The sequence below is a fragment of the Schaalia radingae genome, from assembly GCF_900106055.1.
Taxonomy (GTDB): Bacteria; Actinomycetota; Actinomycetes; order Actinomycetales; family Actinomycetaceae; genus Pauljensenia; species Pauljensenia radingae_A.
In genome coordinates, this window is the sequence record NZ_LT629792.1 from 1,924,029 (window position 1) to 1,950,147 (window position 26,119).

A 26,119-nucleotide genomic window follows, 5' to 3' on the forward strand; every position below is an offset into this window, starting at 1 on the left:
CTTAATCGCGGCAATGAGTGTGTCTTGAATCTCAAACCTGTTCGATATGACTGATGACCTGTGGTGCGTACCGAGGGCAGACACCACAGGTCATCAGGTCACGGTTTATTCAAGCCGGTTGATGCAGCCGTTCAGTACGAGGCGTTCACAACGCCACAGAAACTGAAGGTGAACTGGAGTTTCTCACCTCGCGGCAGCTCATATTCAGGGTGGGTGCGAGCACCCCACGTATCATCGCCGGCCACGCCGCGACGCATCAGCGCCGGTCGGGCCACAGTCTTGATCGGGGCGGGCAACTCGTTGGGATGGGCAGCGTTTTCGATCTCAAACGGGGTCCACGGCAAAGCGGAGAACTCCATCGGCTCGTCAGCCTCGAAACGGATGCCCCAGCCATCCTCGTCGATCAATTCCGCCCAGCGCACGCCCGTGCGTGAGCCTGCTTCCTGCGGACGCAGGTACGGGGTCAACGCGTCGGCCACTTCCAGGTCGTAGACACCCAGGCGCGCCCCCTGACGACGGTCCACGTAGCACTCCTCAGGCCCTTCGCCGTACCAGCGCATGTGGGTCAGACGGTCCGACAGTTCAAACAGTGCACCATATTCAGGCATCGACGGCAGCTTCGCGTCAGGCGTTGTCGTCATCGTGACCGTGATACGACCGTTTCCGTCAACCCTGTACGCCACGGTGAGCATGGCACCCGGGGTGGTCAGCAGGTCGTAGCGGAACGTGATTGTTGCCGATGTGGCGTCTGTTTCCACCTTCGCTTCCTCGTCGACCGGTCTTGCATACCGTGAGGCAATGAGCCAGGGAGCGCATTCGCGCTGCATGTTCCACCCGTTTTCATTCGAGGTGGGCGCATGCCAGAAGTTCGGGCGCACTGTGCTGTGGAGCAGTTCGCGCCCGCCCTCGCTTGTCATGCCGTACCGGTAGGACGTCAGTCCACGCGCCGAGGTGAACAGAGCGGAGAAGTGTTCGCCGTGCACACCGATATTGCGCACGCCTTCCACTACTCGAGGTGCAGGAATGCCCGTAGCCGGAGCCGCAGCTCCTTCTACAGCGAAGACTCCCTGCCCGTAGGCGATGACGTGTCCACGCTCGGCCCATTCGGTGTCCTCACGCAGGCGCATTTCCACGTTGATGACGTATTCGCCTGCTTCTTCAGGCAGGCTGAACGGCAGGTCGTAGGTGGCATTTTCTCCCGGTTCAACATGAGTGTCGAGGGCCCCCTGAGCCAGCGTGGCACCTTCATGTTCCAGGCTTACCACGCATATGAACGCATCGGAGTTCGTGAACATGCAGCGGTTTTCAATTGTCACTTTCGCACGCTCAACTGTGATGTCGAAATCCTGGAACAGATAGCTGACTTCCTGAATCTTCGGGGTAGGCGTGTGATCAGCGAAGTAGATGCCGTTGCCGCAGAATTCGTAGTCCGTTGGCGCCTCGCCGTTGTCCCCGCCGTATCCGAAGAACGGGCGGTTGTATTTGTCGCGCATGGCGATTGCCTGGTCAGCGAAGTCCCAGATGAATCCGCCCTGGAAAAGTTCCTCGCGGCGCGCCAGGTCAAGGTACTTGTCAACGGCGCCGAACGAGTTGCCCATGGCGTGCGCAAACTCGCAGAGGATCATCGGCTTGTCGCGGTGCTGAGCCAAGAATTCTTCGACTGTTGCGGCCGGTGTGTACATCTCTGAGTGGATGTCAGTGGAGTTCGGGTAGCGGTTGTCGTGAACGACACCTTCGTAATGTACGACCCGCGAGTCGTGTTCGCGGAAATAGTCGGCCACCGCTGCGATCATCGAACCGCCGTAGGACTCATTGCCGCATGACCAGATTACAATGCTGGCATGATTGCGGTCGCGCATCAGCATTGACGCTGCGCGGTCCAACAGTGCGCCGCGCCACTCTTCACGATTACCCGGCAAGGTGTGATCGATCGGTTCACCGCGCAGCAACATCCTGTCCCACACGCCATGGGATTCCAGGTTCATTTCGTCGATGACCATCAGTCCGTAGCGGTCACACAGTTCATACAGGAACGAGTTGTTCGGGTAATGGCTGGTGCGGATCGCGTTGATGTTGGCCTGCTTGAGCATGATGATGTCGCGTTCAGTTTGCTCGCGGCTCATCACGCGACCATCAAGGCCGAATTCGTGCCGGTTCACTCCAGTAAAGATCACGCGTTTGCCGTTGAGTTTCATCACGCCGTCTTCGATGGCGAAGCGTCGAATGCCCACGGTCTGAGGGATCACTTCACGCAGTTGCCCGTCGTTGTCACGCAACTCCAACGTGAGGTCATACAGGTACGGATCTTCGTGGCTCCACAGGTGTGGCTGCTCAATGGTGATCTCGTAAGTGCCGTCGTCGGAGCGATTGAGCTCCCCCACGTCGTCCAGCGCCACGGTCAGGTCACCCTCGCCAATGACGACTGGTTTGACGCGCACGATGGCACGTGAGTAATCGTCAGTCAGCTCGGCGCTTACACACAGGTCTTCGAGGTGGACAGCGGGCCGCCGGTAGAGCACGACGTCGCGGAACAGGCCGGAGAATCGATAGAAGTCCTGGTCTTCAATCCATGAGGCGGCGCACCATTTGATGACCTGTACTGCGAGCTTGTTGCTCCCCTCGACCAGCGCGTCGGTAATGTCGAATTCACTGGGCGTGAAGGTGTCGGTGGCGTATCCGATGTATGTGCCGTTCAGCCACACAACCAGTGCACTTTCAGCGCCCTTGAAGGAGACGGAAATTCGCTCCCCTTCTTCGAGCGGCCGGTCAAGGGTGAAGGTACGCACGTAGGAAGCGACGGGATTGAAACGCTCGGGAGCGCGGCCTTCATCGACATCCTCCTGACCATCCCACGGATACTGTACGTTCACGTATTGCGGATTGTCGTATCCGTGCATCTGAATGTGCGCGGGGACTGGGATGTCATCCCACGTTGAGCAGTCGAATCCAACGGCTTCGAAGCCCGGCACAGTTGCCGCTAGGTTTTTTGCATAGTGGATTTTCCACAGTCCGTTCAGGCTTTGCTCGTATTCAGAATTGCCGAGGGCAGCGCTGCGCGCACTGTTGAACCATCGGTGGTCTGAGTGAGCAGGCATCCGATTTTCAGCGAAAGACTGCGGGTTGTTGATCTTTGCGGAAATATCAATCACGAAAAGCTCCTCTTGTTCCTTCCTTTGGAGCTACATGCCGAGCATGCACGAGCCCAATCCACCCACGTGTGCGTTGTGTGGGACGTTTATATGTGTTCAAGCTTATATGGTTACGTAACCGGATGTGATCTCAAGTGAACTCCTCGCTCACCTTCGTGGACGAGCGTGATCTCGTCCCCACGCAAGGACCTATACGCTGAGGTTTACCCCTTGACGGCCCCTGAGGCCAAACCTGCTTGCCAATAGCGCTGCAGGCCAATAAAGATAACGATAAGCGGAATAACACCTAGGAGCGCCCCCATCATGACCGCGCCCTTTTCCGGATTGAAATAACTCATCATGCCGTACAAACCCAAAGTTACGGGCTTGATCTCAGGACTAGACACCATAATCAAAGGCAGCAGGAAGTTATTCCATGTCGCTACGAAGATAAACAAGAATATGGTGACGAGTGCAGGAGCTAAGAGACGCATGACGATATCGAAAAAGATTCGAGTCTCGGAGGCGCCGTCGATTCGAGCAGCCTCAATAAGCTCAGTCGGAACCGATGAAGCGGAATAGACACGCGCGAGGAAGACACCAAAAGGTGACACTATTGACGGAATGATAATCGCCAACATCGTATTCGTGATGCCTAGGCGTAGAAACATGATGTACATCGGTATCGTCAGCAGGGTCGCGGGCATCAAAAGGCCTGCCATGATAATTCCGAACGAAATGCGTTTGCCCGGAAAAGAGAACTTCGCAAGCGCATATCCTGCCATCGCTGACAGTAAAGTTCCCAAGGCCGCTGAGACGATCGAGTATATAAGCGAATTGAGAATCCAACGCCAAAAATATCCTTGGGTCCACTCCATCAGTCGGCTGTAACTGGCAACGATCGCGTTGGGCAGATTTTGCAGGTCTGTCGCAAACCACAACCCATCACTTGATACGAGCTCGCCATTCGTCTTAGTTGAAGAGATGATGACCCAGTAGATTGGGAAAAGGAAGTAGATCAAAACGAGCGTTAGTAGAACTAACGTCAGGATTCGCGACAACGGCTTGGGAGCTAAAGCTCTCGGAATCGAAGCCTTAACTTCGACGTTGCGTCTCTTTTCAACACGACTTGAAGAAATCACTTGTTTATCCTCCGCTCAACCAAGGCATACGTCACTGCAAGAACACCTGCAATCAAAGCCATAACCACAGCAGTCGCCGATGCCGGACCGTCACCCGAAGGAGTCATCGTTCCCATCATCGTGTTATAAGCCATCATCATCGGGGTGAAGTCTTTTGGTATCCAAGTCTGACTCGTTGCCATAACAGTAGGTTCATTAAAGAGCTGGATTGTTCCTACAATCGATAGAAGAACAGTCAGCAGTGCTGCTCCGCGAACCATTGGGACCTTAATCTTGACTGCAATTTGGAAGCCGCTCGCTCCGTCGATTCTACCTGCTTCATATAGTTCCCGCGGAATTGCTTGCAAGGCCGCGAGGAAAATGAGCATGTTATAGCCCGTGAAAGTCCACGTCGTCATATTTGCCATCGACGCGAGGATAATATTCTTTGAGAAGAAATCTACGTTCACACCCAAATAAGAAAAAGCGCGCACAATCGGCGAGACCTCTGGCGTGTACAGATACATCCATATCATCGCAGCCACCACACCTGGAATCGCATATGGCAGAAAATACCCGAGGCGATAGATCGCCACATGCCTAACCAAAAATGAATCCAGCAGGAGCGCCAAGAATAGAGCAGCGCCGATCATGATGGGAACTTGGAACAAGGTGTAGATTCCAACACGCAAAACGCCATGCCAAAACCCTGCACTCGTAAGAACGTACGCGTAGTTACCGAAACCTACAAAAACATTCTTCAGCTCTCCGCCACCAAAAGCACTGCCACCGGACGTCATCTGCTGAAAGAAACTGTAGTAAATAGCAACACATATTGGGAGCAGGAAGATTAGCGTGTAGCCCAACATAAACGGACCAAGGAACTTCCAGCCCGTCTTAGTATCTGCAGCTCTGTATTTTCGAATCTTTTGAGTAGCCGACTTCTCACCCTTGAGCATCAGAGTTCTTGCCTCCTATTTCCTAAGCTGCTCTTAATGGACTCCAGCCTTTTTTCTCCAGCCTTAGCGGTAAAGATTGGCTTGGAGAGCCTGTTTCTAGGCTCTCCAAGCCGTGGTATGAAACTTCACCTACTCAGCTACCTCAAGCCCAAGATTCTGCAAGGTTGCTTTCGACTCGGTCGTGGCAACATCAAGCAGGTCTTTAGCCTTGAGCTTGCCTGCAATCAGATCGCTGGCCGCTTGATTGATCTTCGGCATTACAGAGGAATATCCGGGAATTGTCAAAACGTTCGAAGCCATGTTGTTATTGGCCTGAAGCAATTCACTCATCACGTCCTGGCCTCCGTAGAAAGCCTTCATTTGCTCCGGGGTATCAGGAGTTTCTTTAGATGACGCGACAACCAATCCCTGGCTAGCCAAGGAGGCGGTTTGCTGATTAAACCAATCGTTGAACTGCATCGCTTCTGCTGGATACTGGCATCCCTTCAACACCGCTACGCCAGAACCACCATTAGGTCCAGTTACCTGGCCTTTACCAAAGTCAGGAAGCTGGGTTACGGCCCACTCACCCTCGTTTTCTGAGCCGGTCATGTCGCCTTGCAAAAGAGCTGCATCCCAAGCAGCTCCGATTGTTCCAATTATTTCCTTGGAGTTCAGAGCGGCTTTGAATGAGTCATCCCAACGCGGGAGCGTAGATGTGAGTTTCTCGTCAAGCATCGTCTGCCAAAAATCGGTTACCTTGACGGCACCAGGCCCATCAGCATTGATGACCCATTTTGATCCGTCGATCTCGTACCAAGGATTACCAGCAGCGGCAGAAAGTGCAGGCAGGATGCTGCCAGCCTCATCCGGAGGCAGGTTGACGATGTACTTACCAGCGGCTGCCGCCTTGGCAGCAGCCTCATGGAATTCGTTCAGATCCGTAGGAGGCGCAATTCCTAACTTGTCAAATTCCGCCTTGTTGTAGAAGTAAACGAGAGGACCGGTATCTTGCGGAATTCCAAAGTACTTGCCGTCAATTGACATTGCATCGAATGCACCTGATGCGTATCCATCCTTGTATTTTTCTGCTTCAGCAGAAACGTCTTGAACAAGTCCTTTTACATACACTTCAGCCAGTTCACTGTATCCAACTTGAGCAAGACATGGAGCATTATCGGCTTTCACATCTGTCTCAAGCTTCTTGATCAGTTCATCTGCCTTGCCGTCAAACTTGACCGAGTCGACCTTAATGTCGGGATGTTCCTTATTCCATTCTGCGACGATGTCTGCAACCTTGACCATACCTTCCCCGTCAGGCAGGCGGTGAACGTAGGTGAGCTCAACAGCTCCCCCATTCGAGGACTCGGCACTAGCAGACTGTTCACCCGAATTGCCTTGCGAGGAACATGCTGTCAAAGCAAAGGCACCAACTGTCAAAAGCGACACTGGCACAGAAAAACTTCTCGATACACGCATTCTGTAGGATCCTCCCTATCTACGTATCTATTTGGTAGCGTTACCAGCCGGAGAACTCAGCGAGGATTTAAGTCAATAAGCCACTACTGCGTGACCTTAATGAATCGATTTTGAGTTCTACTGCTAAAAGAATGCTAGCTCACGTGCCTTCATAAACCAAATTGACCGAATGGTCTAAACTCTTGGCGTAAGGATCAGGCTTGCAAACCCCTAGCCCTTTGTAACCGCATGCATCAACACTATTTCACTTCACACAGCTGGCTTCAGCCGCAACTCTTCTGTTCACCATCTTGTTCATAATCAAGAGTGACCTCACAACAGTGAGAAAGTACCCGTAGCAGAACAGGCGCCAATCCAAGGAGCACGCGCTACGCGCTCCACATTTTCTGCACAACTCTGGCCGTGGGCGCTTAAAAGAGCAGGGGACGAAGCACTACGAAATGTCCCCAGCAACAAGCTCACGCCCCAAAGCTAAGGTCGCCTCCGTGGCAGAAAATTCCCAGAGCATTTTGTGCCCCCGAGACGATTCGAACGTCCGACACCCGCTTTAGGAGAGCGGTGCTCTATCCCCTGAGCTACGAGGGCAGTGCGCCAAGGCGCAAGGAATAGAGTATCACCCTCGTTTTGGTTCGCCACATCGCGGCCGCATGCGACTTAGGTCGTCTCAGCTACCTTGCCGCGCTCAGCACTGGCTAGCGCACTACCGTCATCTGTATTGAGACGCTCGGAACTGACCAGCGGCACGCTAGGTACCGTGCGCCGCTCCGAACTGACTAGCGGCGCTCCCAAGTGCCTTGCGGCGCGGGTGAGTCATCTGTGCGTTCAGAGGGGACGATCATGACCGGGCAGGTTGAATGGCCCAGAACCGTCTGAGAAGTCGATCCCAGCAAGACCCCTGCAAACCCACCGCGCCCACGTGTTCCCACAACCACTAAGTCAACGGCTGTTGAGAACTCGATGAGAAGCGACGCGGGCGATCCGTCCAACGCGTGACGCGCCACATGGATGTCACGGCCAGCCAGCGCAGAATCAATCGCCATGTTCAGTCCCTGACGCACGTCGGCCAGCAGCGCTTCGCGGTCAATTGACGTCGGCATCCACGCCATCATCGAGTTGCCCTGCGCGATCGGTACCGCCGAAATTGCCGTCAGTTCAGCATCCCACGCTTCAGCTTCATCAATGGAGCGCTTCAAGGCGGCAGAGGCAACCTCGGAGCCATCACTGCCGACCACGATTCGCTCCACAGGGGTGAACGACTTGCCGCTGGTATGGCGCGGCACGACAACCACAGGGCACTTCGCGTGAGCCGGCAAGGCGCTGGAAACTGTTCCCAGCAGTCGATCGGCAAACCCGCCACCGCCGCGCGACCCGACAACGATCATGTCCACTTCTTTGGACATGTCAACCAGGACGCCTGCAGGATCCCCCGGCTCAATCGAACTGGAAACGTGGATGTCTCCCTGCTTCTTCGCATGTTCGACAGCTTCATCGACGACAGTTTGTGCCCCACGCTTGAGAGCTTCGTCGTCCAGCATGGCGTACCCGCCGTCGAGGGCGGCCGCAGAATACGAGGCAAGCGCATAGGTACAGATCACATGGACTCGCGCACCCGTTCGAACCGCGCGGTCACTCGCCCACTTCACAGCAGCCAGAGACTCAGTGGAACCATCCGTTCCGACGAGGATAACTTCCTTGGACCCCATATTGTCCTCCTTCATGAAGTGTTACCACCATTGTGCCTTGAAGTTGGCCTTTGTGGGGCGAATAGAGATCGAAACGGCGTAAAACGATTCCTGCTCGCATGAAAACGTGGGCCTCACCTTACGGTGAGACCCACGCGTGACAATCAGGTCAGAGCCCGCATCCAAGGAGCCCTGCCGCCTTGCTGAGGTCAGTGAGCGACGCGGATGAACTCGTAGCTTCCCCACAGACCCTGGACCTTGGTAACGGATCCAGGTGTGGTGGCTTCGATAACCATTCCGTTTCCGGCGTAGATGCCGACGTGGCCGTATGCGTGCCACACGAGGTCACCAGGCTGAGCTTCCGATGCAGGAACCGACACGCCGGCCGCTCCCTGCGCTCCGGAGGTGCGGGGAATGGAAATGCCCGCCAGGCCGTAGACGTACTGTGTGAAGCCCGAGCAGTCGAATCCAGCCGGTGAGGAACCACCGTAGACGTAGGGCACACCCAGCAGAGACATGGCGATCGAAACGATATCGCCAGAAGCAGCGTTCACTGCGATCGGAGCCTGCTCACCGTCGGTAAGTTCCGCGCGCGCCTCATCGCGGTTGGCGGCCTCCATCCCGTCAGCTTCTTCAGTAGCTGGCGCTGCCTCTTCAGAGGCTGCTGCCGTGACTGCAGCTTCGTCACCGATCAGGTCAGATGCTTTCCAAGCGATGTTCGGAACGCTCAGGGTCGGTGCTGCTTTTTCAGTGCCAGCAGTAATGCCTTTGACGTGAGTGGAAGGCGCGTCAGCACCTTCCGGGGTTGCCTGAGCGGTGCCGACAACAGCAGCGGTCAAAGCAAGACCCGTCACGGAAACAAAAGCTGTCCCACGCACGGGCTGAAGGGTAACCGACGACACGGCATCAGTAATCGGTGTCAAGGGTGTCAAAGGGCGGCATGCCTTGCGATGCCGCAGAACGGTTTTCGTTCGTTTCACTTCTTTTAAAATCTCCACTTATTCGCTTACGAGGTCAGCTGTCGGGTTCGGACTGGAGTGTCCGGTCCACTTTGGGACTTCACCCCAAGATCGCCAGGCGATCACGTCAGGTTTTGGGTCCCCCGCGCCAAACAGGTGCTTCCCACGCTCACCATTGTTTGGCTTAAGCGGATGGTGTGTGGGTGGATGCGTCGCAACCAAGAGATACATTAGCGCGTCTACCCCTCAAATGTCACGCAATGATAACGGTGATGTACGCAATTATTTGCAGCACCCCTACTTGCGTTCCATCGCAAAGAACAGATGCGGGACGAAAGCCACATCCAGCCGAAGGAAATGAGCGTCCTCACCCTCGTCGCTGAGCGCCCGAATCAGGACATCTCCCGTCTTCTCATCAGCCACGGCAACCGCCATGACCGTGGGAAACAGGCCGAGTTCTTCGAAGCGTGCCAGCACATCAACCTCTGCCTGGATGGGTTCACCAATGCGTGCAATGGGAGCTACAACACGTTCCGATTCTCTGAGCGCAACCTCCACGGACACTTCCGGACGGTCAATCTCAATACCCGGAAGAGGGTTGCCATACGGATCCGTCTGTGGGACACCTAACAGTTTGACCAGGCGCGCTTCGACCTGTTCGGACATCACGTGTTCCCATCGGCATGCTTCCTCGTGGACGTCCGCCCATCCCAGACCGATGATGTCGAGGAGGAGGCGCTCAGCGAGACGATGCTTGCGCATCACTTCCCGGGCCCGGTACCATCCGTCTCGCGTCAGTTCAAGGCGTCGATCCCCCAACACGTGCAGCAAACCATCGCGCTCCATGCGCGACACCGTCTGTGAAACAGTAGGGCCGGAGTGACCGAGCCGGTCGACGATCCGGGCACGCAGAGGTGTGACCCCATCTTCTTCCAATTCAAAGATGGCCTTGAGGTACATCTCCGTCGTGTCGATGAGCTCTCCCACTGTGTCCTCCATCCCCATTTCGTGACGTGGTATTAGCCACAACGTTAATGACTTTAGTGTCGAACAGTGAAAAACGCTGCAGATAGCTGCAGAACGCCGAAAAGTCAAGGTGCCTGCCGGCCGCTGTAAACGCTCGTATTCGGAAGGCGGACGTTGCCTTATTCGCGGCGGTGCGCATGCAGCGCAGATGCTTCGACGGCACGAGTGTCCACCCCGCCAAGGCTGGCACTCTCGAGCCTGAAAAGGGACTACCTTGGGGGCTATGACAGATCAGTTGGACGCTCAGTGCCCTCGCATTCCTGACACGCTCTTGCCTCACGATGGCCGGTTCGGTTGCGGCCCGTCGAAGATTCGCACCCAGCAGCTCGACGCGTTGATGCGTCCACTCATCATGGGAACGTCTCACCGTCAGCAGCCTGTCCGCTCCATAGTGGCATCGATCCGCAGTGGGCTACGCGATCTGTTCTCCCTGCCCGAAGGGTGGGAGGTCGCCCTCGGCAATGGTGGATCCACAACATTTTGGGCCGTCGCTACAACCTCACTGATTCGCAGGCGCAGCGCCCACGCCGTTTTCGGCGAGTTTGGCTCAAAGCTTGCTGACGAGGCCGCCCGCGCGCCCCACCTTGCCGCACCCCTGATTGTGAAAAGTGAGCCTGGCACGGTGGCCACACTCATTGACGAGGGTGCCGTCGTCCATGATTCAGGGGAACCGATCGACGTTGCGGCATACCCGCATCACGAGACTTCCACTGGTGCTCTCAGCCCGCTGTATCGGGTCAACGTTGATGACTGTCTGACCGTTGTGGACGCCACGTCGATCGCCGGTGGTGTACGCGTCGATCTGAACAATGTGGACGTCTACTATTTCAGCCCTCAGAAGTGTTTTGGCTCCGACGGAGGCCTGTGGGTCGCGCTGCTCTCCCCTGCGGCTCAGGAGCGCGCCGAAAGGTTGCACGGCGATGATGCACGCTGGATGCCGCAGATCCTGGATCTGTCAATCGCATGCAGGAATTCGAGCAAGGATCAGACGCTGAATACTCCTGCCATCGCCACGCTCATCATGCTGGATCAGCAGATTCAGTGGATGCTGGCCGGTGGCGGCCTGCAGGTGATGGAAGCTCGCTGCCTCGAATCTTCGGACGTGCTGTACCAGTGGGCGGATGCGCACTCGCACCTGACGCCGTTCGTCTCCAATGCTCAGTGGCGCTCCCCCGTTGTTGTCACGGTGGACTGTGACGACACCGTCGATGCGGCGCGCGTATGCCGGATTCTGCGTGCCAACGGGGTTGTTGATGTCGAACCGTACCGTAAGCTCGGGCGCAATCAGCTGCGCATCGGTACATTCCCCTCGGTGGAAAGCCGGGACGTTCGCGCACTCACACAGTGCGTGGACTGGGTGATCGACAATACCCTCGCCTAGCGCCTGAACCAGGTCGCTATCCACCTTCGGATGCGCGTCGGGTGGCCTCGGCCGCATCCTGAACGGCCCTGGCGCGTTCAACAGGGCCGACCGCTTCGAGCGGGTGGAATGACCAGTGCAGTCGGACGCGGATTTCCCAGTGGATAATCGCCCACACGCCGGCTGCAATAGCGATCAGGAGGGAGAAGATTCCTCCGATCAGGATTGACCAGCGGGCACCGAACTGCTGACCTATCCAGCCGATCAGCGGGGCTCCCAGCGGAGTGGATCCCATGAAGATCATCGAGTACAGTGCCATGACCCGTCCGCGCATCTCCTCAGCAGTGGAGATCTGGATGGCGGCATTGGCCGCGGTAATCATGGTGAGCATCGCCAGGCCAGTCGGAATCGAAATGAGAGCGAACGACCAGTAGTTGGGTGCAAGTCCCAGAATGATTTCAACCAGTCCGAATGCTGCTGCAGCCAGAACAATCAGGCGAAGGCGCGGTACGCGTCGACGTGCTGCGATAAGGGCGCCGGTCAGCGCTCCGATCGCCATGAAGGAACCAAGAATTCCGTAGTCGCCGGCCTGACGGTGGTAGACCTCTGTGGCCATCATGGCGGAGGTCATCTGGAAGTTCATGCCAAGGGCTGACACCACGGACACGACGATGAGGATCAGGATGATGTCGGGGCGCGAGCGCACGTAGGCGAGACCTTCGCGGATCTGACCCTTCTCGCGCTTGACGTGACGCTGAGCGTTCAACTCATCTGTGCGCATCAGTGCCAGCGCAATCACAGGCGCCGCAAACAACGCACCGTTGATGATGAAGACCCAGCCCGGACCCACCCAATCAATGACCAGGCCAGATAGTGCCGGTCCGATGAGGCGGGCCGAGTTGAAAGCAGTTGAATTCAGTCCCACTGCGTTCGGCAGTGATTCAGCGGGAACAAGTTCGGACACGAATGCCTGGCGGGCAGGTGAATCGAGGGTCGATCCGATTCCACCGATCAGGGCCAGCACGTAGACGTGCCACAGTTGGGCGGTGCCCGTCAGCACGAGGGCACCCAGGATCAGCCCGAGAGCCGCAGTCAAGACCTGCATGGCCTGAATGAGGTGTCTGCGGTTGAGGCGGTCTGCCAGGACACCGGCCCATGGTGACAGCACCAGCAGTGGTATGAACTGCAGTGCTGTCACCACGCCGACCTGGAACCCTTCGTTATCCGTCAGGACGGTGAGAACCAGCCAGTCCTGAGCCACACGCTGCATCCACGTACCGGTCGAGGCAATGATGTTGCCGATGAACCAGTAGCGGAAGTTGGTATAGCGCAGCGAGTGGAAGGTCCGGGACACCTGACGAACTACTCCTTAAAGGTTGAGCGTTCAGCCAAGCAGTGCGCGCTGAATCGGGCCCAACGCGAAGTAGGCCACGAACAGAATCGACACGACCCACATGAGCGGGTGAATCCTGCGTGCTTTGCCGATCGCTATTTGAATGGCTGTGTAAGCGATGAATCCAACGCCGATACCTACCGAAATCGAGTAGGCGAACGGCATGAAGGCAATCGTCAAGAATGCCGGAATCGCTATTTCGGGCTTGTGCCACTCCATGTCGGTAACCTGCACCATCATGAGGAACCCGACGAAGACCAGAGCCGTTGAGGCAGCCTCAGTCGGCACCAGGTTGACGATCGGTGCAAGGAAGGTCGAGACAAGGAACAGACATCCCGTCACTACCGATGCTAGACCAGTTCGTGCGCCTTCGCCCACGCCGGCCGCTGATTCGATGAAGGACGTGTTCGAGGAGACGCCACCCATACCGCCAGCCATTGCTGAAACGGAGTCGATGAGCAGAATCTGCTTGGATCGCGGCGGGTTGCCCTTTTCGTCCAGCAGGTCACCCTCGGCGCCCACGGCCACCATCGTTCCCATCGTGTCGAAGAAGTCAGCCAGCATCAGCGAGAAGACCAGCAGAATCACTGCGAGGGGTCCCAGCTTGCCGAATGCGCCGAACATGTCGACCTGGAAGAGGGAGGAGAACTGAGGAAAAGCCACCGGTGCGCCATCGATTTCAGGAACTGACTGTCCCCAGCCGGTCGGGTTTTCGTCGGACTTCTGCCCGATCTTCACGAACGCCTGGATGATGATGGCCAGAACGGTCGATGAGAGGATGCCGATCAGGATGGCGCCACGCACCTTGCGCACGTACAGGATGATCGTCAGGAACAGGCCAAAGACGAAGATCACTGCGGGCCACCCGTCGAGGGAGCCGTCAACACCGAGCTGGACGGGTGTTCCGCCCGGACGGATGATGCCGGCGTTCAGCAGACCGACAAAAGCGATGAACAGACCGATGCCCACAGAAATAGCGGTCTTCAACTGGCGAGGAACCGCCTTGAAGACCGCTTCCCTGAAGCCTGTCAGCACCAGGATCGTGATGAGGATACCTTCCCACACGATCAGGCCCATTGCTTCCTGGAAGGTCAGACCTGATGCGCCGACCAGGGTGAATGCCACCATAGCGTTCAACCCCATGCCTGCTGCCAGGCCTAACGGGTAGTTGGCGACGACACCCATCAGGACGGTCATGATGCCTGCGACAAGCGCGGTGCCGGCGGCGACTGCCTGGGTCGAGATGTTCTCAGGAAGAGCTGACGACAAGATGATCGGGTTAATCACCAGGATGTAGGCCATCGAGAAGAAGGTGACGAAGCCGCCGCGGATTTCCCGGCCCACCGTGGAACCACGTTCAGTGATGTGGAAGAAACGATCGAGACCGTTTTGTGCAACACCGCTGCTTGCAGAACGCTGTGACTGAGCTGCGGCGTTTTTCTGATTCTTTACACTGTGATTGCGCGCATTGTTGCGCTGCTTGGAATTTTTGGAGCTCACCTGAAAATGGTGCCCCGCTCGACATGACTTTTTCAAGCTGGGTAGTGCTGAAAGAGACCGATATAACGCCGCGCCACCTCGTCAGGCACCTTAAGGCCTCGTCACGGGCACAAATTGACGAGGGAGACCTGCCTGGTTCGCCTGCCCCAGCTCGACCGTTTCCACTCCAAAATCGTTGACGTGAGATGGGCGCACAGGCCACTGAGTTTTCCGATTCGGTGTATCGGTTTCCGAGTGTGCACCACACGCATGGTCGAGGCTGACAACCTTTCCATCGTCCTGAGCCCACTCATTGGCACACACACCAAATACTGTGCGGAACTCCCCTGGCAGCTTCACCAGGAATCCGCAGGTCGAACACGGATTTTTCGCCAGGCGGCCTCGTGCCGGACCCTGCTGAGAGTGGTACCAGCGTTCACTGGCACTGCGACGGCCCTCGGTTGAAAGGACGCGCGCACGGCCCAGGCCAAGTTCACGCGTCGTCGGCAGGTCTGGATTCTCCCCGGCGTCCTCGTAGGACTGATCGAGGCGCTCATCATCTGCGCGATACGGCAGGACATCTGAGCGTGAAAGGTCGTCGGGAGTCAGACGCTCAGCCCATGGCACCCACGGCGGTGCAAGCAGCGAATCGTCACCGGGGATAAGGTCGACTTCGCAGATCGTTGCTTTGCGTCCACGCGGAACGCGGGCAACTGTCACTGCCCATGTCCACCCGCGATAACCGGGATCGAGGTTGTCGAACAGATGGGTGAGCAAGCGGTCACCGTCGACGCGGATGCCGACGTGTTCACCAACTGTGCCGGGGCGTGCGACGTCTTCAGCGGCTTGGCGCGCAATCTCAACCGCGCCTTCCAGCACGACGTCTTTCTTGCGACTCCTGGGTCGCGTTGTCTTTTCAGGCATCGAAATCCTCTGCGACAGCTTGCAGCATTTTGGCTACCTGTCGCGCATTTTCTGGGTAGTGGCCACGTCGAAGTGAGTTCGACGCGTCATCGAGCAGTTTGATGAGGTCCTCAACAACGGGAACCATGGCTTGGGGACGGCGACGGTGCGCTTTTGCGATGGAGTGAGCTTCCTTAATGACGCGCACGGAAAGAGCTTGGGGCCCTTTACGTCCGTCAGCAACCGAGTACTCAACGCGGGTTCCTGATTTGAGCGTAGGTGTCTCGGGTGGCAGTGCAGAGGCATGGAGGAAAACCTCAACTCCATCGTCTCCACCAATGAAGCCGAAGCCACGGTCAGCATCGAAGAACTTCACTTTGCCGGTCGGCACGATCGCGCTCCTTTTAAAGTAGAGTCCCTCAGGGCAGCTGTGCCGCCCTTCGGGGTCGGTGTGCGCGCCGCGGTGGCGCGCATGTGTCCTGTCTATGATAAGCCGGGAAGCTGTCCCGGGCGATTCTCCAGGCTGTTTTTCGCCAGCCGCGCAGCGAGGCGACCGACGGACACCCTCATAAATCTATCGAAGAAACGTCGAAAACAGTAGGCTATCAAGAGAAAGAATTATGCCGACATTCTGATGAAGCGGCAACCCGTGAGGAGCAGCGATGAAGACGTTGAAACGAGCATGGATGCTGGCGATCGGGTTGATTGCCGCTTGCGTGATTGCCTCACCTTCGTGGGCAGTATCTCCCGATGAGCTGGATTTTGAGTCAGGATCGTGGGTGGTGGATCCGTCTTCGATGCTCTCGCCAGATCAGCACTCCACCCTGCAAGAACGTGCATCTGCGGCGCAGAGCGACGGCCACCCGGTACTTTTTGCCGCTATCTCCTCATTTGATTCACTTTCTCCTGAAGACTGGTGTGAGGACGCCCTCGACAATTTCATCGACGCGACCGGGCAGGACAAAGCGAGCCTGTACGTGCTGGCCTTGGATGACCAGCTTCAGGGCATGTGCGGGCATTCCGAAGCCAACTCAAACCTGTCTGCAGCATTCGACGCGGCAACTGACGTCATCAATCAGGGCAGTGGGGCCATTACGAGCGATGAGTTCGTCGCCGCAAGTACCGCGGTTGCTGATGCCTTGACCAGGTCGGGTGCACCGTCACCGTCAGATTCCTCGTCAGGCTCGCCGTCGCAGTCCGGGTCGGGCACCTCGTTCTGGGCGATCGCGGTGGTGATCGCGGGCTTTCCCGTGCTGTTCATTGCCCTGTATTGGCTCAGGCGCCGCAACAGGCCGCAGCAGAGGCAGCAGGGGCAGCAGGGTGCGCGTGGTCAGTATGCGGATATGAGCACCGAGGAGCTGGTATCGCTGGCGGGTCAACGCCTGCTCGCCGCTGACGAAACTGTTCGCAGTGCCACCGATGAGCTGTCGTATTCTCGCGCCCAGTTTGGTCGCAACCGCACTCAGGACTACGACGAGGCGATCCGCCGCGCGCGCAAAACTGTAGACGCTCAATTCGCGAATCAGCAGAAACTGCTCGAATCAGATGACGAGGGCACGAAGCGACAAGCCGCATTGACTATCCTCCAGGCGCTCGAAGAAGCGATGGGGCCACTCGCTCAACAGCACGACGAGTTCGCTGTGATGCGTGAGAAAGAGGCCAGCGCTGATGAGCGTGAACGCGCTGTTCGCGAACGCATCAACCAGATCGAAGGCATTATTCGCGTTGCCGAGGGCGAATTGCGCACCCTGACGGCTGCATATTCGCACACGATGATCGCCTCGCTGCTCGACAACCCTGAGCAGGCGCGCACCTTGATCGAATCGGCTCGCACTTCTGCCGATGAGGCTCACGGACTGTTGAATACGGACCGCGGGCGCGCCAACCAGCTTCTCGATATTGCCGAGCGCGCGCTGGGTCTTGCGCAGGTGCAGGTCGACGCGATTTTGAAGGCGCAGGAAAATGTGGCGCATGCTGCGGACAATCTGTCGCGCGCGATTGCCTCGATCAGCTCGGATCTTGCGGACGTGACGAAGTTGGGTGCCGACCAGGAGGCCTTTGCGCCGATGCTTGCCGATGCGCATGAGGCGGTGGATAAGGGCAGGCTGGCGCTGAAGAAGCAGGCGGATCCGCTGGAAGCCCTGGAGTCGCTGCATCTGGCAGAAAGTGCACTCGACGCCGCGTTGGATCCATTGCGCTCCCAGGCTGAGCAGAGCGAGCGCGCAATTGAGCGTGCCCACAAGCAGCTGTCCAGTGCACGACTTTGGGTTGAGCGTGCGCGTCAATTTGTGCGCTCCTCGGGTGCATATTCACCTGAGGATGCTCGCTCAGCTCTCGCCCGTGCCGAAGAAGCCTTGCGGCGCGCTGAAGAGCTGGTTGACTCCGACCCCGCTCAATCCGAGGAAGCGTCCAAGACTGCCTATCAGGCGGCGCATCAAGCCATCGAGGCGAGTAAGCGTGGCAATCAGGATAATCTCTTCGATTCCGATTCGTTACTGAGCAACCCCTTCTTGTGGACCCTGTTCGGCTCCAGCCTGGGTTCTAACCGCGGCGGAGGCTACTGGGACGGTTCCGGTTCACGCTACGGTGGCGGAAAGTTCACGCGTCGCGGCGGTGTGGGTGGCTCTGTCGGTGGCAGTTTCACGCGTCGTGGCTCTAGCGGCCTCGGCGGCGGATTCGGCGGAGGCTTCAGCCGCGGCGGTTTTGGTGGGAGCTTCGGCGGCGGCTTTAGCCGCTGACGTCTTGGCAGCGCCTTTGGCGGCGATTTCAGCCGCTGGCCCCTCCGGTTCACTGACGACACCGGCTCGCTGGGCAGGGAGCCTTCCTGGCGCGCGATTCACTTACTCGCTCGAGCCAGCCGGGCCTTCAGCCACGTCACCGTCCACTCGCGTCGACCAGTGATTTCCTCCCCCATTACCACTGGCCTCTATGCGCGCGATAAACGGGAGGACCGCATTAAAGTAACCCTGCGGCCGCGAGCGCCGCACATTGTGCACTCCGCCGTGCACGATCACGCATTCCACACACCGGTTGCCGATTTGGCGCAGGATCTCCATCCCCTCGAGCCCGACCCGCGATTCACCCACAACATCGCCAGTGACAACCAGGGTCGGCACCTTCAGTCCTGCCATGACTTCTTCCCATTTGATTTCGGGCGCGACGACTCCCGTCTGAAGAAGCCGCGAGTCGCACTGCTGGCTCGCCCACAGACCCGGTAAAATCTCACTGCTCGGCGCGGCCCCTGCCGCCAGCTCACGCGTCAGTGCACCGACCAGGTCATTCGCAGTTTCTTGAATCTTAGCTGCGCGCAGTTTCCCTCGTTCATGAAGCTCTTCGGACGAGCGCGTCCCAAAACGTGCGGGGTCTTCAGCCACGACTGCGTCCACGAGGTCCGGCCTGCGCAGCGCGACTGCCGCCGCCGTCGCTGCTCCCATCGAATGCCCGATCAGGATTGTTCGCGGCCCACGATTTGTGCCCGAGGGGGACGCTGCTTGGTGAAAGATCTGGTGCGAGGGAGATCGTCTGCACGCCCGGTCCCGTTCGATCGCGTTCACAACATCGTCGATCAGCTGGTCGCCTGCTCGCGCAAGTTGATCGTCACTCCAGCGAGGCGATAAACCGTGTCCCCTGGCATCCAAGGCGATAATGCGACGCGAAGGATGCGCCAAGCGAAGCTGAAGGTCGGCCATCGCACCGGCGCAGCTCGTGATGCCGTGGAGCAGGTAGATCGTGGTGGGGGCCGAGGGATTGCCGGTTTCAATGCGCGCGAGCGGCTGGCTGTCTTCATCTGAGTGCTCAGGTGCACCAACCGTGGGTGAGGGTGCGCCCCAGCTGGGAGCGCCGTTCGCAGGTGCGGGCGCACCCTGGTCAGGTGTACCCCGGTCAAGAGCATCGTTCTTCGGTATGGGTGAGCCCTGGTCAGAGTCACGTGTGTGCCTGCTCAGCATTTCTTGCCCCTTCCATGGCATCGCTGAGAGCCGAAAAGTAACTGAGTTGTCGTCGTCACCAGGCAGCGGATGCCACAGATCTATAGTATTGAATCGAAGCGTGAGACGAATCACGCCATGAGATACGGGAGGAGCCCCGATGGCAGAGAAGCAGACAATTCTAGGACGGATGGCACAGCTGGCGAAAGCCAACATTAACGCTTTGCTGGATCGTGCCGAAGACCCCCAAAAGATGCTTGATCAGCTGATTCGCGACTACACCAACTCGATTGCGGAAGCTGAGAATGCTGTCGCACAAACAGTTGGAAACCTGCGTCTGGCCGAACGCGACCATGAGCAGGACACCAAGCTTGCTGCTGACTGGGGTCAGAAGGCGGCTGCTGCCTCGAACAAGGCTGATCAGGAACGCGAAGCTGGCAACCAGGAGGAAGCCGACCGCTGGGACAAGCTCGCGCGAGTCGCAATCGGCAAGCAGATCCAGTTCGAGAACGAAGCCAAGCAGGCTGAGCCGATGATCGCCTCGCAGACCGAGGTTGTCAACAAGCTCAAGGACGGCCTGGCTGTCATGAAGGACAAGCTGTCTGAGCTGAAGTCGAAGCGCGATTCTCTGGTCGCTCGTCAGCGCACCGCCGAAGCACAGACGAAGGTCAACGATGCGCTTGGCACAATCAACGTGCTGGATCCGACGTCTGAATTGTCACGCTACGAGGATCGCGTCCGCCGCGCCGAGGCGCTCGCTCAGGGCAAGATGGAAGTCGCATCCTCCAGCATTGAGGACCAGTTCGCAGAGCTGGAAACCGATTCGTCGCAGATTGAGATCGAGCAGCGTCTGGCTGCATTGAAGAAGCACGAGTAGTTCGCCGCGGTGCACCTGCACCTGCGCCGCGAGTGTGCCGCACCGCGCTTGGCTCATACGAGTGCGCACGCATCCTCGCCCAGCTTCCCATATGGAGCGTCGAGTTTCACTCGCCCATATGAGTACGCCGCGTGCACGCCGAGATTCTTCAAACGTCCCATCACCTCTATTGTGATGGGACGTTTTATATGTTGAACTTTTAAAAGACTGAGTATGAAAACACGTTTCCTTTCTGAAACGCCTGGGACTAATCTGTAATCCATGGATGAAATAACATATTTAGTCGTCGATGGCGAAAACATAGATGCAACATTAGGTATGTCAGTTCTGGAACGCCGCCCTAATCCGGAGGAACGTCCCCGCTGGGACCGCGTTCTCGATGCAGCGACCCACACATGGAGTCAGCCAACGAAAGGATTGTTCTTCCTCAACGGCTCCAATGGGCACCTCCCGATGGGTTTCATACAGGCTCTGACCGCCATGAATTACACACCAATCCCTCTGGCGTGCGAGTCCCCCACCGTCAAGGTTGTCGACGTCGGCATTCAAAAAACCCTGTCAGCCATCGCAGAACTCGATGGCGCCTCAGTGATCCTGGCGAGCCATGACGGAGACTTTGTCCCGCAGGTCCGCGAGCTCCTGTCAATAGGGCGCAAGGTCGCGATCGTGTGCTTCAAGGAGTTCCTTTCCGCCCAGCTCCAGGAGCTTGTTGACGAGGGACTTGAGGTGCTCGACCTCGAGCATGACCTCGACGCTTTCCAGGTGGTGCTTCCTCGGCTTCAGATCATCGATCTGGAGGCTTTCGACCCCTTCGCATTCCTGTAAGCCCCTCCCTCAACGCTTTTCGGAAGCAGCACCTTTCCGATGCACTCGTGCCGCGATGGCATGCTGGCGTGGTTGTGCTACAGGCTCGGCTTTCTCAGTGACCAAACCCGCGTGAGGAGTCCCAGATCAGATAGCTCGCAGTGCCCGCTGTCCGCTCACCGCGAGCCTCGTGCACCATGCCCTAGATCTGTCTTTCGCACATACACGATCCCCTGGATCTACCCCTCACACATGCACATACCCCTAGATTCTCCCTGTTTTTTGCACGATCCCCTAGATCTAACGCCCCATCATTGTGCCGCGTTCCTCAAAACGCAGGTCACAAGACATTCCAATTTTCGAGGGATGTCCTGTCCTCTGTTGATCTAGGGGGTTGTGCACAAATCCTCCTAAGATTTAGGGGTTCGTGCAGGAGAGCATTCAGGATCTAGGGGTTCGTACACGAAAGAGGTTAAGACCTAGGGCATTGTGCAGCGAGCGGTACATGGCCTGATCAACGGAGCACCCACGACAGGCCCAACGAGCAACCGGTCAAGATAGTGCGGACTCGTGGCGACAACCGGTCAAGGTCTTACGAGGCCACGCTATCCGGGGTAAAGCGTGAGGGTGCATCATCCCCGAGCCTCCGCGCAACGCGCCGTTAGCCAAGCGGGGCGACGCGGCGTTGACCGGGGACAAAGCTGAGTGCTGATTCAGCCCTGGACGTCAGGAGCAACGTCCTTGAAGGGCCGGATCGGTTCTACCTGCTCGCGGACGGCCTGCGCTTGCTTCTCATCCCAGATGCCTTCAGCTTCACGCTCAGAATCGCATCGCGCCTGATACGACGCCTTCTCACGCGCGGTCGTTTCTTCATCCCAATCCAGCATTGCAGCCGCGATCTGAGCCACCGCATCCAGGGATTCCACTCCGCGATCCTTGTGCTCATAGTGGATGCGGGTACGACGTGTCAGCAGGTCCTCGATGTGCAGGGCTCCCTCGTACGCAATGCCGAATGCAATTTCCGCCCTGAGATATTCAGGCGCGCCGGGCAACTCGTCTCCGAGAGAAGGATCCTCCTTAATCATTGACAGCACCAACTCGATATCGGCCCCGTATCGATCCAGGAGATCTTCGACGTGGTCGACGCTTAGACCAGACTCTTGCGCCAATTTCTTGCGGGATTCCCACATCGCGAAGTAGCCGTTCGCTCCCTCGAGCGGTGTCTTTTCTGTGACGCACGGCTTGTTCTTCGCCCCAGAGCCGAGCGCAAAGTCCACTGCGTCCTGCGCCATCTGGCGATACGACGTCAGCTTGCCTCCCGCGATCACCGTCAGCCCAGGAGCGGCTTCCGTCACCGTATGTTCACGCGACACTTTCGTGGACTTGGTTTCGTCATTGTCGAGGGTTCCGGGTTGAAGCAGCGGACGCAGACCGGCATACGTGCCGATAATGTCGTCACGCGTCAGCGGGGTCGCCAGCACCGAGTTGGCATGTTCAAGCAGGTAGTCGATATCCTCCCTGTCGGCAACAGGTTCGAGGCGATCCTCATGGTAGGCGGTGTCTGTCGTGCCGATGATCCAGTACCGCTTCCACGGAATAATGAAAAGCACGGATTTCTCGGTACGCAGGAAGATACCGACTTTCGACTTGATCGCATCTTTGGGCACCACGATGTGAATACCTTTCGATGCCAGAACTTTCAGTCCCCCGCCGGTGTGCGCCAGCGACTGCGTTTTCTCAGTCCACACACCCGTCGCATTGATGACGCTACGAGCTTTGATATGCAAGTCTTCGCCAGTTTCGAGGTCCACCACATGCGCCCCTCGAACCCGGCCAGAGGAATCCTGATCAAGTTCCTGAACCTGAACCCGGTTGGCAGCCAGCGCACCGTAACGCACCGCCGTGCGCACAAGCGTCACCACCAGGCGCGCATCATCTACACGCGCGTCGTAGTAGACGATCGATCCTGTTAACGCATCGGGTTTGATGGCGGGCGCCAGCTTCAGGGACCCTTTCTTCGAGTAATGCTTCTGGATCGGAACAGACCCGCGGTGCGCAAACTGGGCCAGTACGTCATACATCCCGACACCGATAGCCGAATACGTGCGCTCAATGACCGGAATCTTCAACGGCCACAAGAACGGCTGCGCCTTCACCAGGTGAGGAGCGTTCTGCGTCAGCAGCAGACCGCGTTCCCGCAAGGATTCGTTCACGAGTTTGAAGTCGAGTTGGTACAGGTAGCGCAACCCGCCGTGCACCAGTTTCGAGGAGCGCGACGAGGTACCCGAGGCCCAGTCCTGCGCTTCCACGATTCCCACCCGCAGGCCACGCGTGGCGGCGTCAACGGCGATACCTGCTCCTGTCACTCCGCCACCGATGACGAGTACATCCAGCTCGGGGCCTGACGCCATCTCCTGCAGGGCATCGTGTCGGGCTGTGGGTGATAGAACTGGGATACTCATCTGCGTCTCCATCGATCGTGTTGTTGGACCGTACTTCTTTATCGCGACATTGAGTCGCGCTGCCTGCTCGCGCTAATCGATCACGCTCTTAGACGCGCTTCTCGATCGTGCTTGACGAGTTGTTGCCTTCATTATCTCAGAAATGCACGTCTACCCAAAGGTGTTGGGCATTTGTGCATGAGAGACTGGGAGTCGTGAGCAAACGTGATGAGCTGGCACTGCAAGCGGCCGTTCTGTACTACATCCGCGAAGAAAAGATGGAGGCGATAGCCTCCCAATTGAACATGTCGCGCTCGTCGGTTTCACGCCTGCTGTCCTACGCCAAAGAGGTGGGACTGGTGCGCATCCAGGTGCAGGACCTGGCCGGTGCGCGCACCGACCTGGAACGCGAAATTGCGCAGGCGTTCCACGTCAACGCAGTCGTCGTCCCTGTTTCATCAGTAGACACCCCTGTCGCCACGCTTGAATCGGTGGCGCAGGTGGCCGCGGCGCAGCTCGCCAACTTGATGCAACCTGGCGCCACGCTTGGAATCGCCTGGGGCAATACAACAGCAGAAGTCACGCGCCACTTGACCAGGACTCCCCTGCCCAACGTCACGGTCGTCCAGCTCAACGGGGCCGGCAATGCGGCACAGTCAGGTGTCCCGTACGCGGGTTCAATCATGTCGCGCGCTGCTGAAGCGTTTGGTGGCCAGACGGTCTACTTCCCCGTCCCCGCGTTCTTCGACTATGCCGACACTAAAGAGGCACTGTGGCGCGAACGCTCAATTCGCCAGGTCCTGACGACGATCGAGTCGTCAACCGTGGCACTGTTCGGTGTGGGTTCGCTCGACGCAGCGCTCCCCTCGCACGTGTATTCGGGCGGATATCTTGACGCCACCGAACTGCACGCAGCACGCGCCGACGGAGTAGTGGGCGACGTCTGTACAGTACTGATCCGCGAAGACGGCTCAACGAATATGGAGCTCAACCATCGAGCATCCGGTCCCATGCCCGACGTATTGCGGCGCATCCCCGTGCGGCTGTGCGTCGTCTCCGGCGTCTCGAAAGCGATTCCCTTGCTGGGAGCGTTGCGTGCAGGGGTGATGACGCACCTGGTGGTCGACTCCGAAGCGGCACGCGCACTGCTCAACCGGATGAACCGCGAGCACGGTCAGTGATTGTCTCGCTAACGGGCCCGCTCACGCACGTCAAGCAATTCGAGCGCGGGGGTTGCCACGTCAATGCCTGACACGCTCATCACCTGCTCGATGACGGTGTTCGGGAAGACACTGACACCGCATGTCGCACCCAGCATTGCGCCGGTAATCGCGCCGATTGTGTCCGTGTCGCCTCCAATATTGGCGGCCTGGAGCAGAGCCTGATAGGGCTGCTGCGCGTAGCGGCGCGTTAACGCGAATGCGGCCGGAACAGCTTCATTGGATTCGACGGATGTTCCCACCATTTCGCGCAGCCAGGTTGCGAAGTCTTCCTCGTTCCTCTTGCGGGCATGATTGTGGGCGTACTGCGTGCGTGCAACGACGCTGGCTCGCGGACTCCAGTGTCCGGGCGAACCCAGTCGGTCGATTTCGGTCAGCGCAAGTTCAAGTGCTGACAGGGTATCCAACCCGTTGATCCCCAGGCTGACGACTCCGGCGACGAGCGCAGCACTTTCAAAACCCTGCGTCGTATTGTGCGTCACCATGCATGATTCGCGCACTACGCGCGTGAACGCTTCGGCCTCGCGCATGTCGATGGCTATGCCCACCGGCGTCACCCGCATCGCGGCGCCGTTGGTCGTGCCTTCCGTTCCAGTGGTGCCGTATTCGGCGCCGGCACGGATTTCTTCGAGTGCACTCTTGGTGGAGGGGCCGAGCAGGTCGAGGGATCCTCGCGCTCTCATCGTGTCTTCCCACGCGAGCAGGCGGTGCGCCAGTTCAAGCGAATCAATGTGCCCGTCACCGTCGATCAACAGGGAGGCAACCAGGAGGGCCTGTTCGGTGTCGTCGGTGACATGGCCAGCTTTCATGGAGGGCGCGATGGGCTGCGTCGGGCTCGCATCGACGAGGCCGTCCACACGGATGTACGCCTGATGAATCTCCTCATGGCTCATCGATTGCGTGGGCATGCCGAGCGCATCACCGAGAGCAAGTCCAGTCAGAGCGCCGATCGCCCGATCCGCTTTGAGCGCTTGCGTTTGCTTCACGAAGTTCGTCACGAATTACTGCCTTAGTGGTTCTGCGTCGTTTTATTAATGTACGAGGGCATCTTTGGGCGCTGCCACATGAAAGCGCATGGGAGCCAGCAGGTGCCTTTCGTTTAATGTAAACACAGAACCTGCATGTTGGCTGAGAAGTTTCGGAGCGTAGGGCTCGTGAGCAGATACGGCCGGCATATATGTGTCCTGCCAGGCAGATGCGCTCAACAGGCGAAAGTCACTGCCAAGCGGGCACGGTCGACGGGCGAAAGTCGCCGGTAAGCAAGTACGTCCAGCAGGTAAATGCCACTAGCAAGCAGTACCCGTATTTGAGCTCCACTGCTTGCGCCTGCGCAGTCGATTGGTCTGCACCGCGGCATCAGGCTGTGAGCAGCGCTGCCATCAT

The 26,119-nt window shown here is 57.9% G+C and carries 19 protein-coding genes, 1 tRNA gene and 1 riboswitch; of the genes, 5 read left to right on the top strand and 15 right to left on the bottom strand.

The annotated features are described in order from the left end of the window. Positions 1-131 precede the first annotated feature (131 nt). From lacZ to BLT69_RS08500, 8 genes are all read right to left on the bottom strand, one after another. Positions 132-3,149 carry a beta-galactosidase, LacZ type gene (gene lacZ, locus BLT69_RS08465; RefSeq protein ID WP_257590308.1) on the bottom strand — a complete coding sequence of 1,006 codons (3,018 nt, stop codon included), beginning with the start codon at positions 3,147-3,149 and terminating at the stop codon, positions 132-134. Between the two features lie 203 nt (positions 3,150-3,352). Further along, entirely contained in the window at positions 3,353-4,270 is a 918-nt protein-coding gene (locus tag BLT69_RS08470; protein ID WP_092648817.1) for a carbohydrate ABC transporter permease, read from the bottom strand. Then, a complete protein-coding gene (locus BLT69_RS08475; protein ID WP_092648818.1) occupies positions 4,267-5,208 on the bottom strand; it encodes a carbohydrate ABC transporter permease in 942 nt (313 codons plus the stop codon). Before BLT69_RS08475 ends, BLT69_RS08470 begins: the two co-directional genes overlap by 4 nt. A 129-nt stretch (positions 5,209-5,337) precedes the next feature. Continuing rightward, positions 5,338-6,666, bottom strand: coding sequence for an ABC transporter substrate-binding protein (locus BLT69_RS08480; protein ID WP_092648819.1), 1,329 nt, complete (start codon positions 6,664-6,666; stop codon positions 5,338-5,340). Positions 6,667-7,178: 512 nt separating this feature from the next. Beyond that, positions 7,179-7,251: transfer RNA gene (locus BLT69_RS08485), tRNA-Arg, on the bottom strand. 188 nt (positions 7,252-7,439) lie between these two features. After that, the gene (locus tag BLT69_RS08490; protein ID WP_092648820.1) at positions 7,440-8,369 is read right to left on the bottom strand and encodes a universal stress protein; all 930 of its coding nucleotides are present in this window, start codon (positions 8,367-8,369) and stop codon (positions 7,440-7,442) included. Positions 8,370-8,557: 188 nt separating this feature from the next. Beyond that, positions 8,558-9,226 carry a C40 family peptidase gene (locus BLT69_RS08495; RefSeq protein ID WP_257590309.1) on the bottom strand — a complete coding sequence of 223 codons (669 nt, stop codon included), beginning with the start codon at positions 9,224-9,226 and terminating at the stop codon, positions 8,558-8,560. 110 nt (positions 9,227-9,336) lie between these two features. Next, positions 9,337-9,508: riboswitch (cyclic di-AMP (ydaO/yuaA leader) on the bottom strand. A gap of 96 nt (positions 9,509-9,604) precedes the next feature. Further along, complete coding sequence (locus tag BLT69_RS08500) at positions 9,605-10,294, bottom strand: metal-dependent transcriptional regulator (protein WP_092649147.1); 690 nt, start codon at positions 10,292-10,294, stop codon at positions 9,605-9,607. A 262-nt stretch (positions 10,295-10,556) separates the two neighbouring features. On the opposite strand from BLT69_RS08500, the gene serC reads away from it, so the two are divergent. Then, positions 10,557-11,714, top strand: coding sequence for a phosphoserine transaminase (gene serC, locus BLT69_RS08505; protein WP_092648821.1), 1,158 nt, complete (start codon positions 10,557-10,559; stop codon positions 11,712-11,714). A 16-nt stretch (positions 11,715-11,730) separates the two neighbouring features. Here the strand turns inward: serC and BLT69_RS08510 are convergent, their stop codons facing one another. From BLT69_RS08510 to BLT69_RS08525, 4 genes are all read right to left on the bottom strand, one after another. After that, entirely contained in the window at positions 11,731-13,047 is a 1,317-nt protein-coding gene (locus BLT69_RS08510) for an MFS transporter (protein WP_092648822.1), read from the bottom strand. A gap of 30 nt (positions 13,048-13,077) precedes the next feature. Next, complete coding sequence (locus tag BLT69_RS08515; protein ID WP_257590441.1) at positions 13,078-14,451, bottom strand: NCS2 family permease; 1,374 nt, start codon at positions 14,449-14,451, stop codon at positions 13,078-13,080. Between the two features lie 225 nt (positions 14,452-14,676). Next, positions 14,677-15,489 (bottom strand): DUF3027 domain-containing protein, encoded by an 813-nt coding sequence (locus BLT69_RS08520; protein ID WP_092648824.1) that lies wholly within the window; start codon positions 15,487-15,489, stop codon positions 14,677-14,679. Next, positions 15,482-15,859 (bottom strand): cold-shock protein, encoded by a 378-nt coding sequence (locus tag BLT69_RS08525; RefSeq protein ID WP_058237249.1) that lies wholly within the window; start codon positions 15,857-15,859, stop codon positions 15,482-15,484. Before BLT69_RS08525 ends, BLT69_RS08520 begins: the two co-directional genes overlap by 8 nt. A 271-nt stretch (positions 15,860-16,130) precedes the next feature. Here BLT69_RS08525 and BLT69_RS08530 point away from each other — a divergent pair, with 271 nt between their 5' ends. After that, positions 16,131-18,206, top strand: coding sequence for a TPM domain-containing protein (locus BLT69_RS08530; protein ID WP_092648825.1), 2,076 nt, complete (start codon positions 16,131-16,133; stop codon positions 18,204-18,206). Between the two features lie 102 nt (positions 18,207-18,308). Here the strand turns inward: BLT69_RS08530 and BLT69_RS08535 are convergent, their stop codons facing one another. Further along, positions 18,309-19,415, bottom strand: a complete 1,107-nt coding sequence (locus BLT69_RS08535; protein ID WP_092648826.1) for an alpha/beta fold hydrolase — start codon at positions 19,413-19,415, stop codon at positions 18,309-18,311. A 139-nt stretch (positions 19,416-19,554) separates the two neighbouring features. Between BLT69_RS08535 and BLT69_RS08540 the strand changes: the two genes are divergently transcribed. Next, on the top strand, positions 19,555-20,271 hold the full coding sequence (locus BLT69_RS08540) for a PspA/IM30 family protein (protein WP_070727629.1): 717 nt from the start codon (positions 19,555-19,557) through the stop codon (positions 20,269-20,271). Between the two features lie 261 nt (positions 20,272-20,532). Then, the gene (locus BLT69_RS08545; RefSeq protein WP_092648827.1) at positions 20,533-21,096 is read left to right on the top strand and encodes an NYN domain-containing protein; all 564 of its coding nucleotides are present in this window, start codon (positions 20,533-20,535) and stop codon (positions 21,094-21,096) included. Positions 21,097-21,788: 692 nt separating this feature from the next. Here BLT69_RS08545 and BLT69_RS08550 read toward each other — a convergent pair. Continuing rightward, positions 21,789-23,537, bottom strand: coding sequence for a glycerol-3-phosphate dehydrogenase/oxidase (locus tag BLT69_RS08550; RefSeq protein ID WP_092648828.1), 1,749 nt, complete (start codon positions 23,535-23,537; stop codon positions 21,789-21,791). Positions 23,538-23,770: 233 nt separating this feature from the next. Here BLT69_RS08550 and BLT69_RS08555 point away from each other — a divergent pair, with 233 nt between their 5' ends. Then, complete coding sequence (locus tag BLT69_RS08555; RefSeq protein WP_070727916.1) at positions 23,771-24,697, top strand: sugar-binding transcriptional regulator; 927 nt, start codon at positions 23,771-23,773, stop codon at positions 24,695-24,697. A gap of 8 nt (positions 24,698-24,705) precedes the next feature. Here the strand turns inward: BLT69_RS08555 and BLT69_RS08560 are convergent, their stop codons facing one another. Next, positions 24,706-25,722 (bottom strand): ADP-ribosylglycohydrolase family protein, encoded by a 1,017-nt coding sequence (locus BLT69_RS08560; protein WP_070727919.1) that lies wholly within the window; start codon positions 25,720-25,722, stop codon positions 24,706-24,708. Positions 25,723-26,119 lie beyond the last annotated feature (397 nt).

Coding starts and splice junctions, on each gene's coding strand:
- BLT69_RS08530 (WP_092648825.1), top strand. CDS start 16,131: ATGAAGACGTTGAAACGAGCATGGATGCTGGCGATCGGGTTGATTGCC.
- BLT69_RS08475 (WP_092648818.1), bottom strand. CDS start 5,208: ATGCTCAAGGGTGAGAAGTCGGCTACTCAAAAGATTCGAAAATACAGA.
- BLT69_RS08550 (WP_092648828.1), bottom strand. CDS start 23,537: ATGAGTATCCCAGTTCTATCACCCACAGCCCGACACGATGCCCTGCAG.
- serC (WP_092648821.1), top strand. CDS start 10,557: ATGACAGATCAGTTGGACGCTCAGTGCCCTCGCATTCCTGACACGCTC.
- BLT69_RS08520 (WP_092648824.1), bottom strand. CDS start 15,489: ATGCCTGAAAAGACAACGCGACCCAGGAGTCGCAAGAAAGACGTCGTG.
- BLT69_RS08535 (WP_092648826.1), bottom strand. CDS start 19,415: ATGCTGAGCAGGCACACACGTGACTCTGACCAGGGCTCACCCATACCG.
- BLT69_RS08540 (WP_070727629.1), top strand. CDS start 19,555: ATGGCAGAGAAGCAGACAATTCTAGGACGGATGGCACAGCTGGCGAAA.
- BLT69_RS08480 (WP_092648819.1), bottom strand. CDS start 6,666: ATGCGTGTATCGAGAAGTTTTTCTGTGCCAGTGTCGCTTTTGACAGTT.
- BLT69_RS08545 (WP_092648827.1), top strand. CDS start 20,533: ATGGATGAAATAACATATTTAGTCGTCGATGGCGAAAACATAGATGCA.
- BLT69_RS08490 (WP_092648820.1), bottom strand. CDS start 8,369: ATGGGGTCCAAGGAAGTTATCCTCGTCGGAACGGATGGTTCCACTGAG.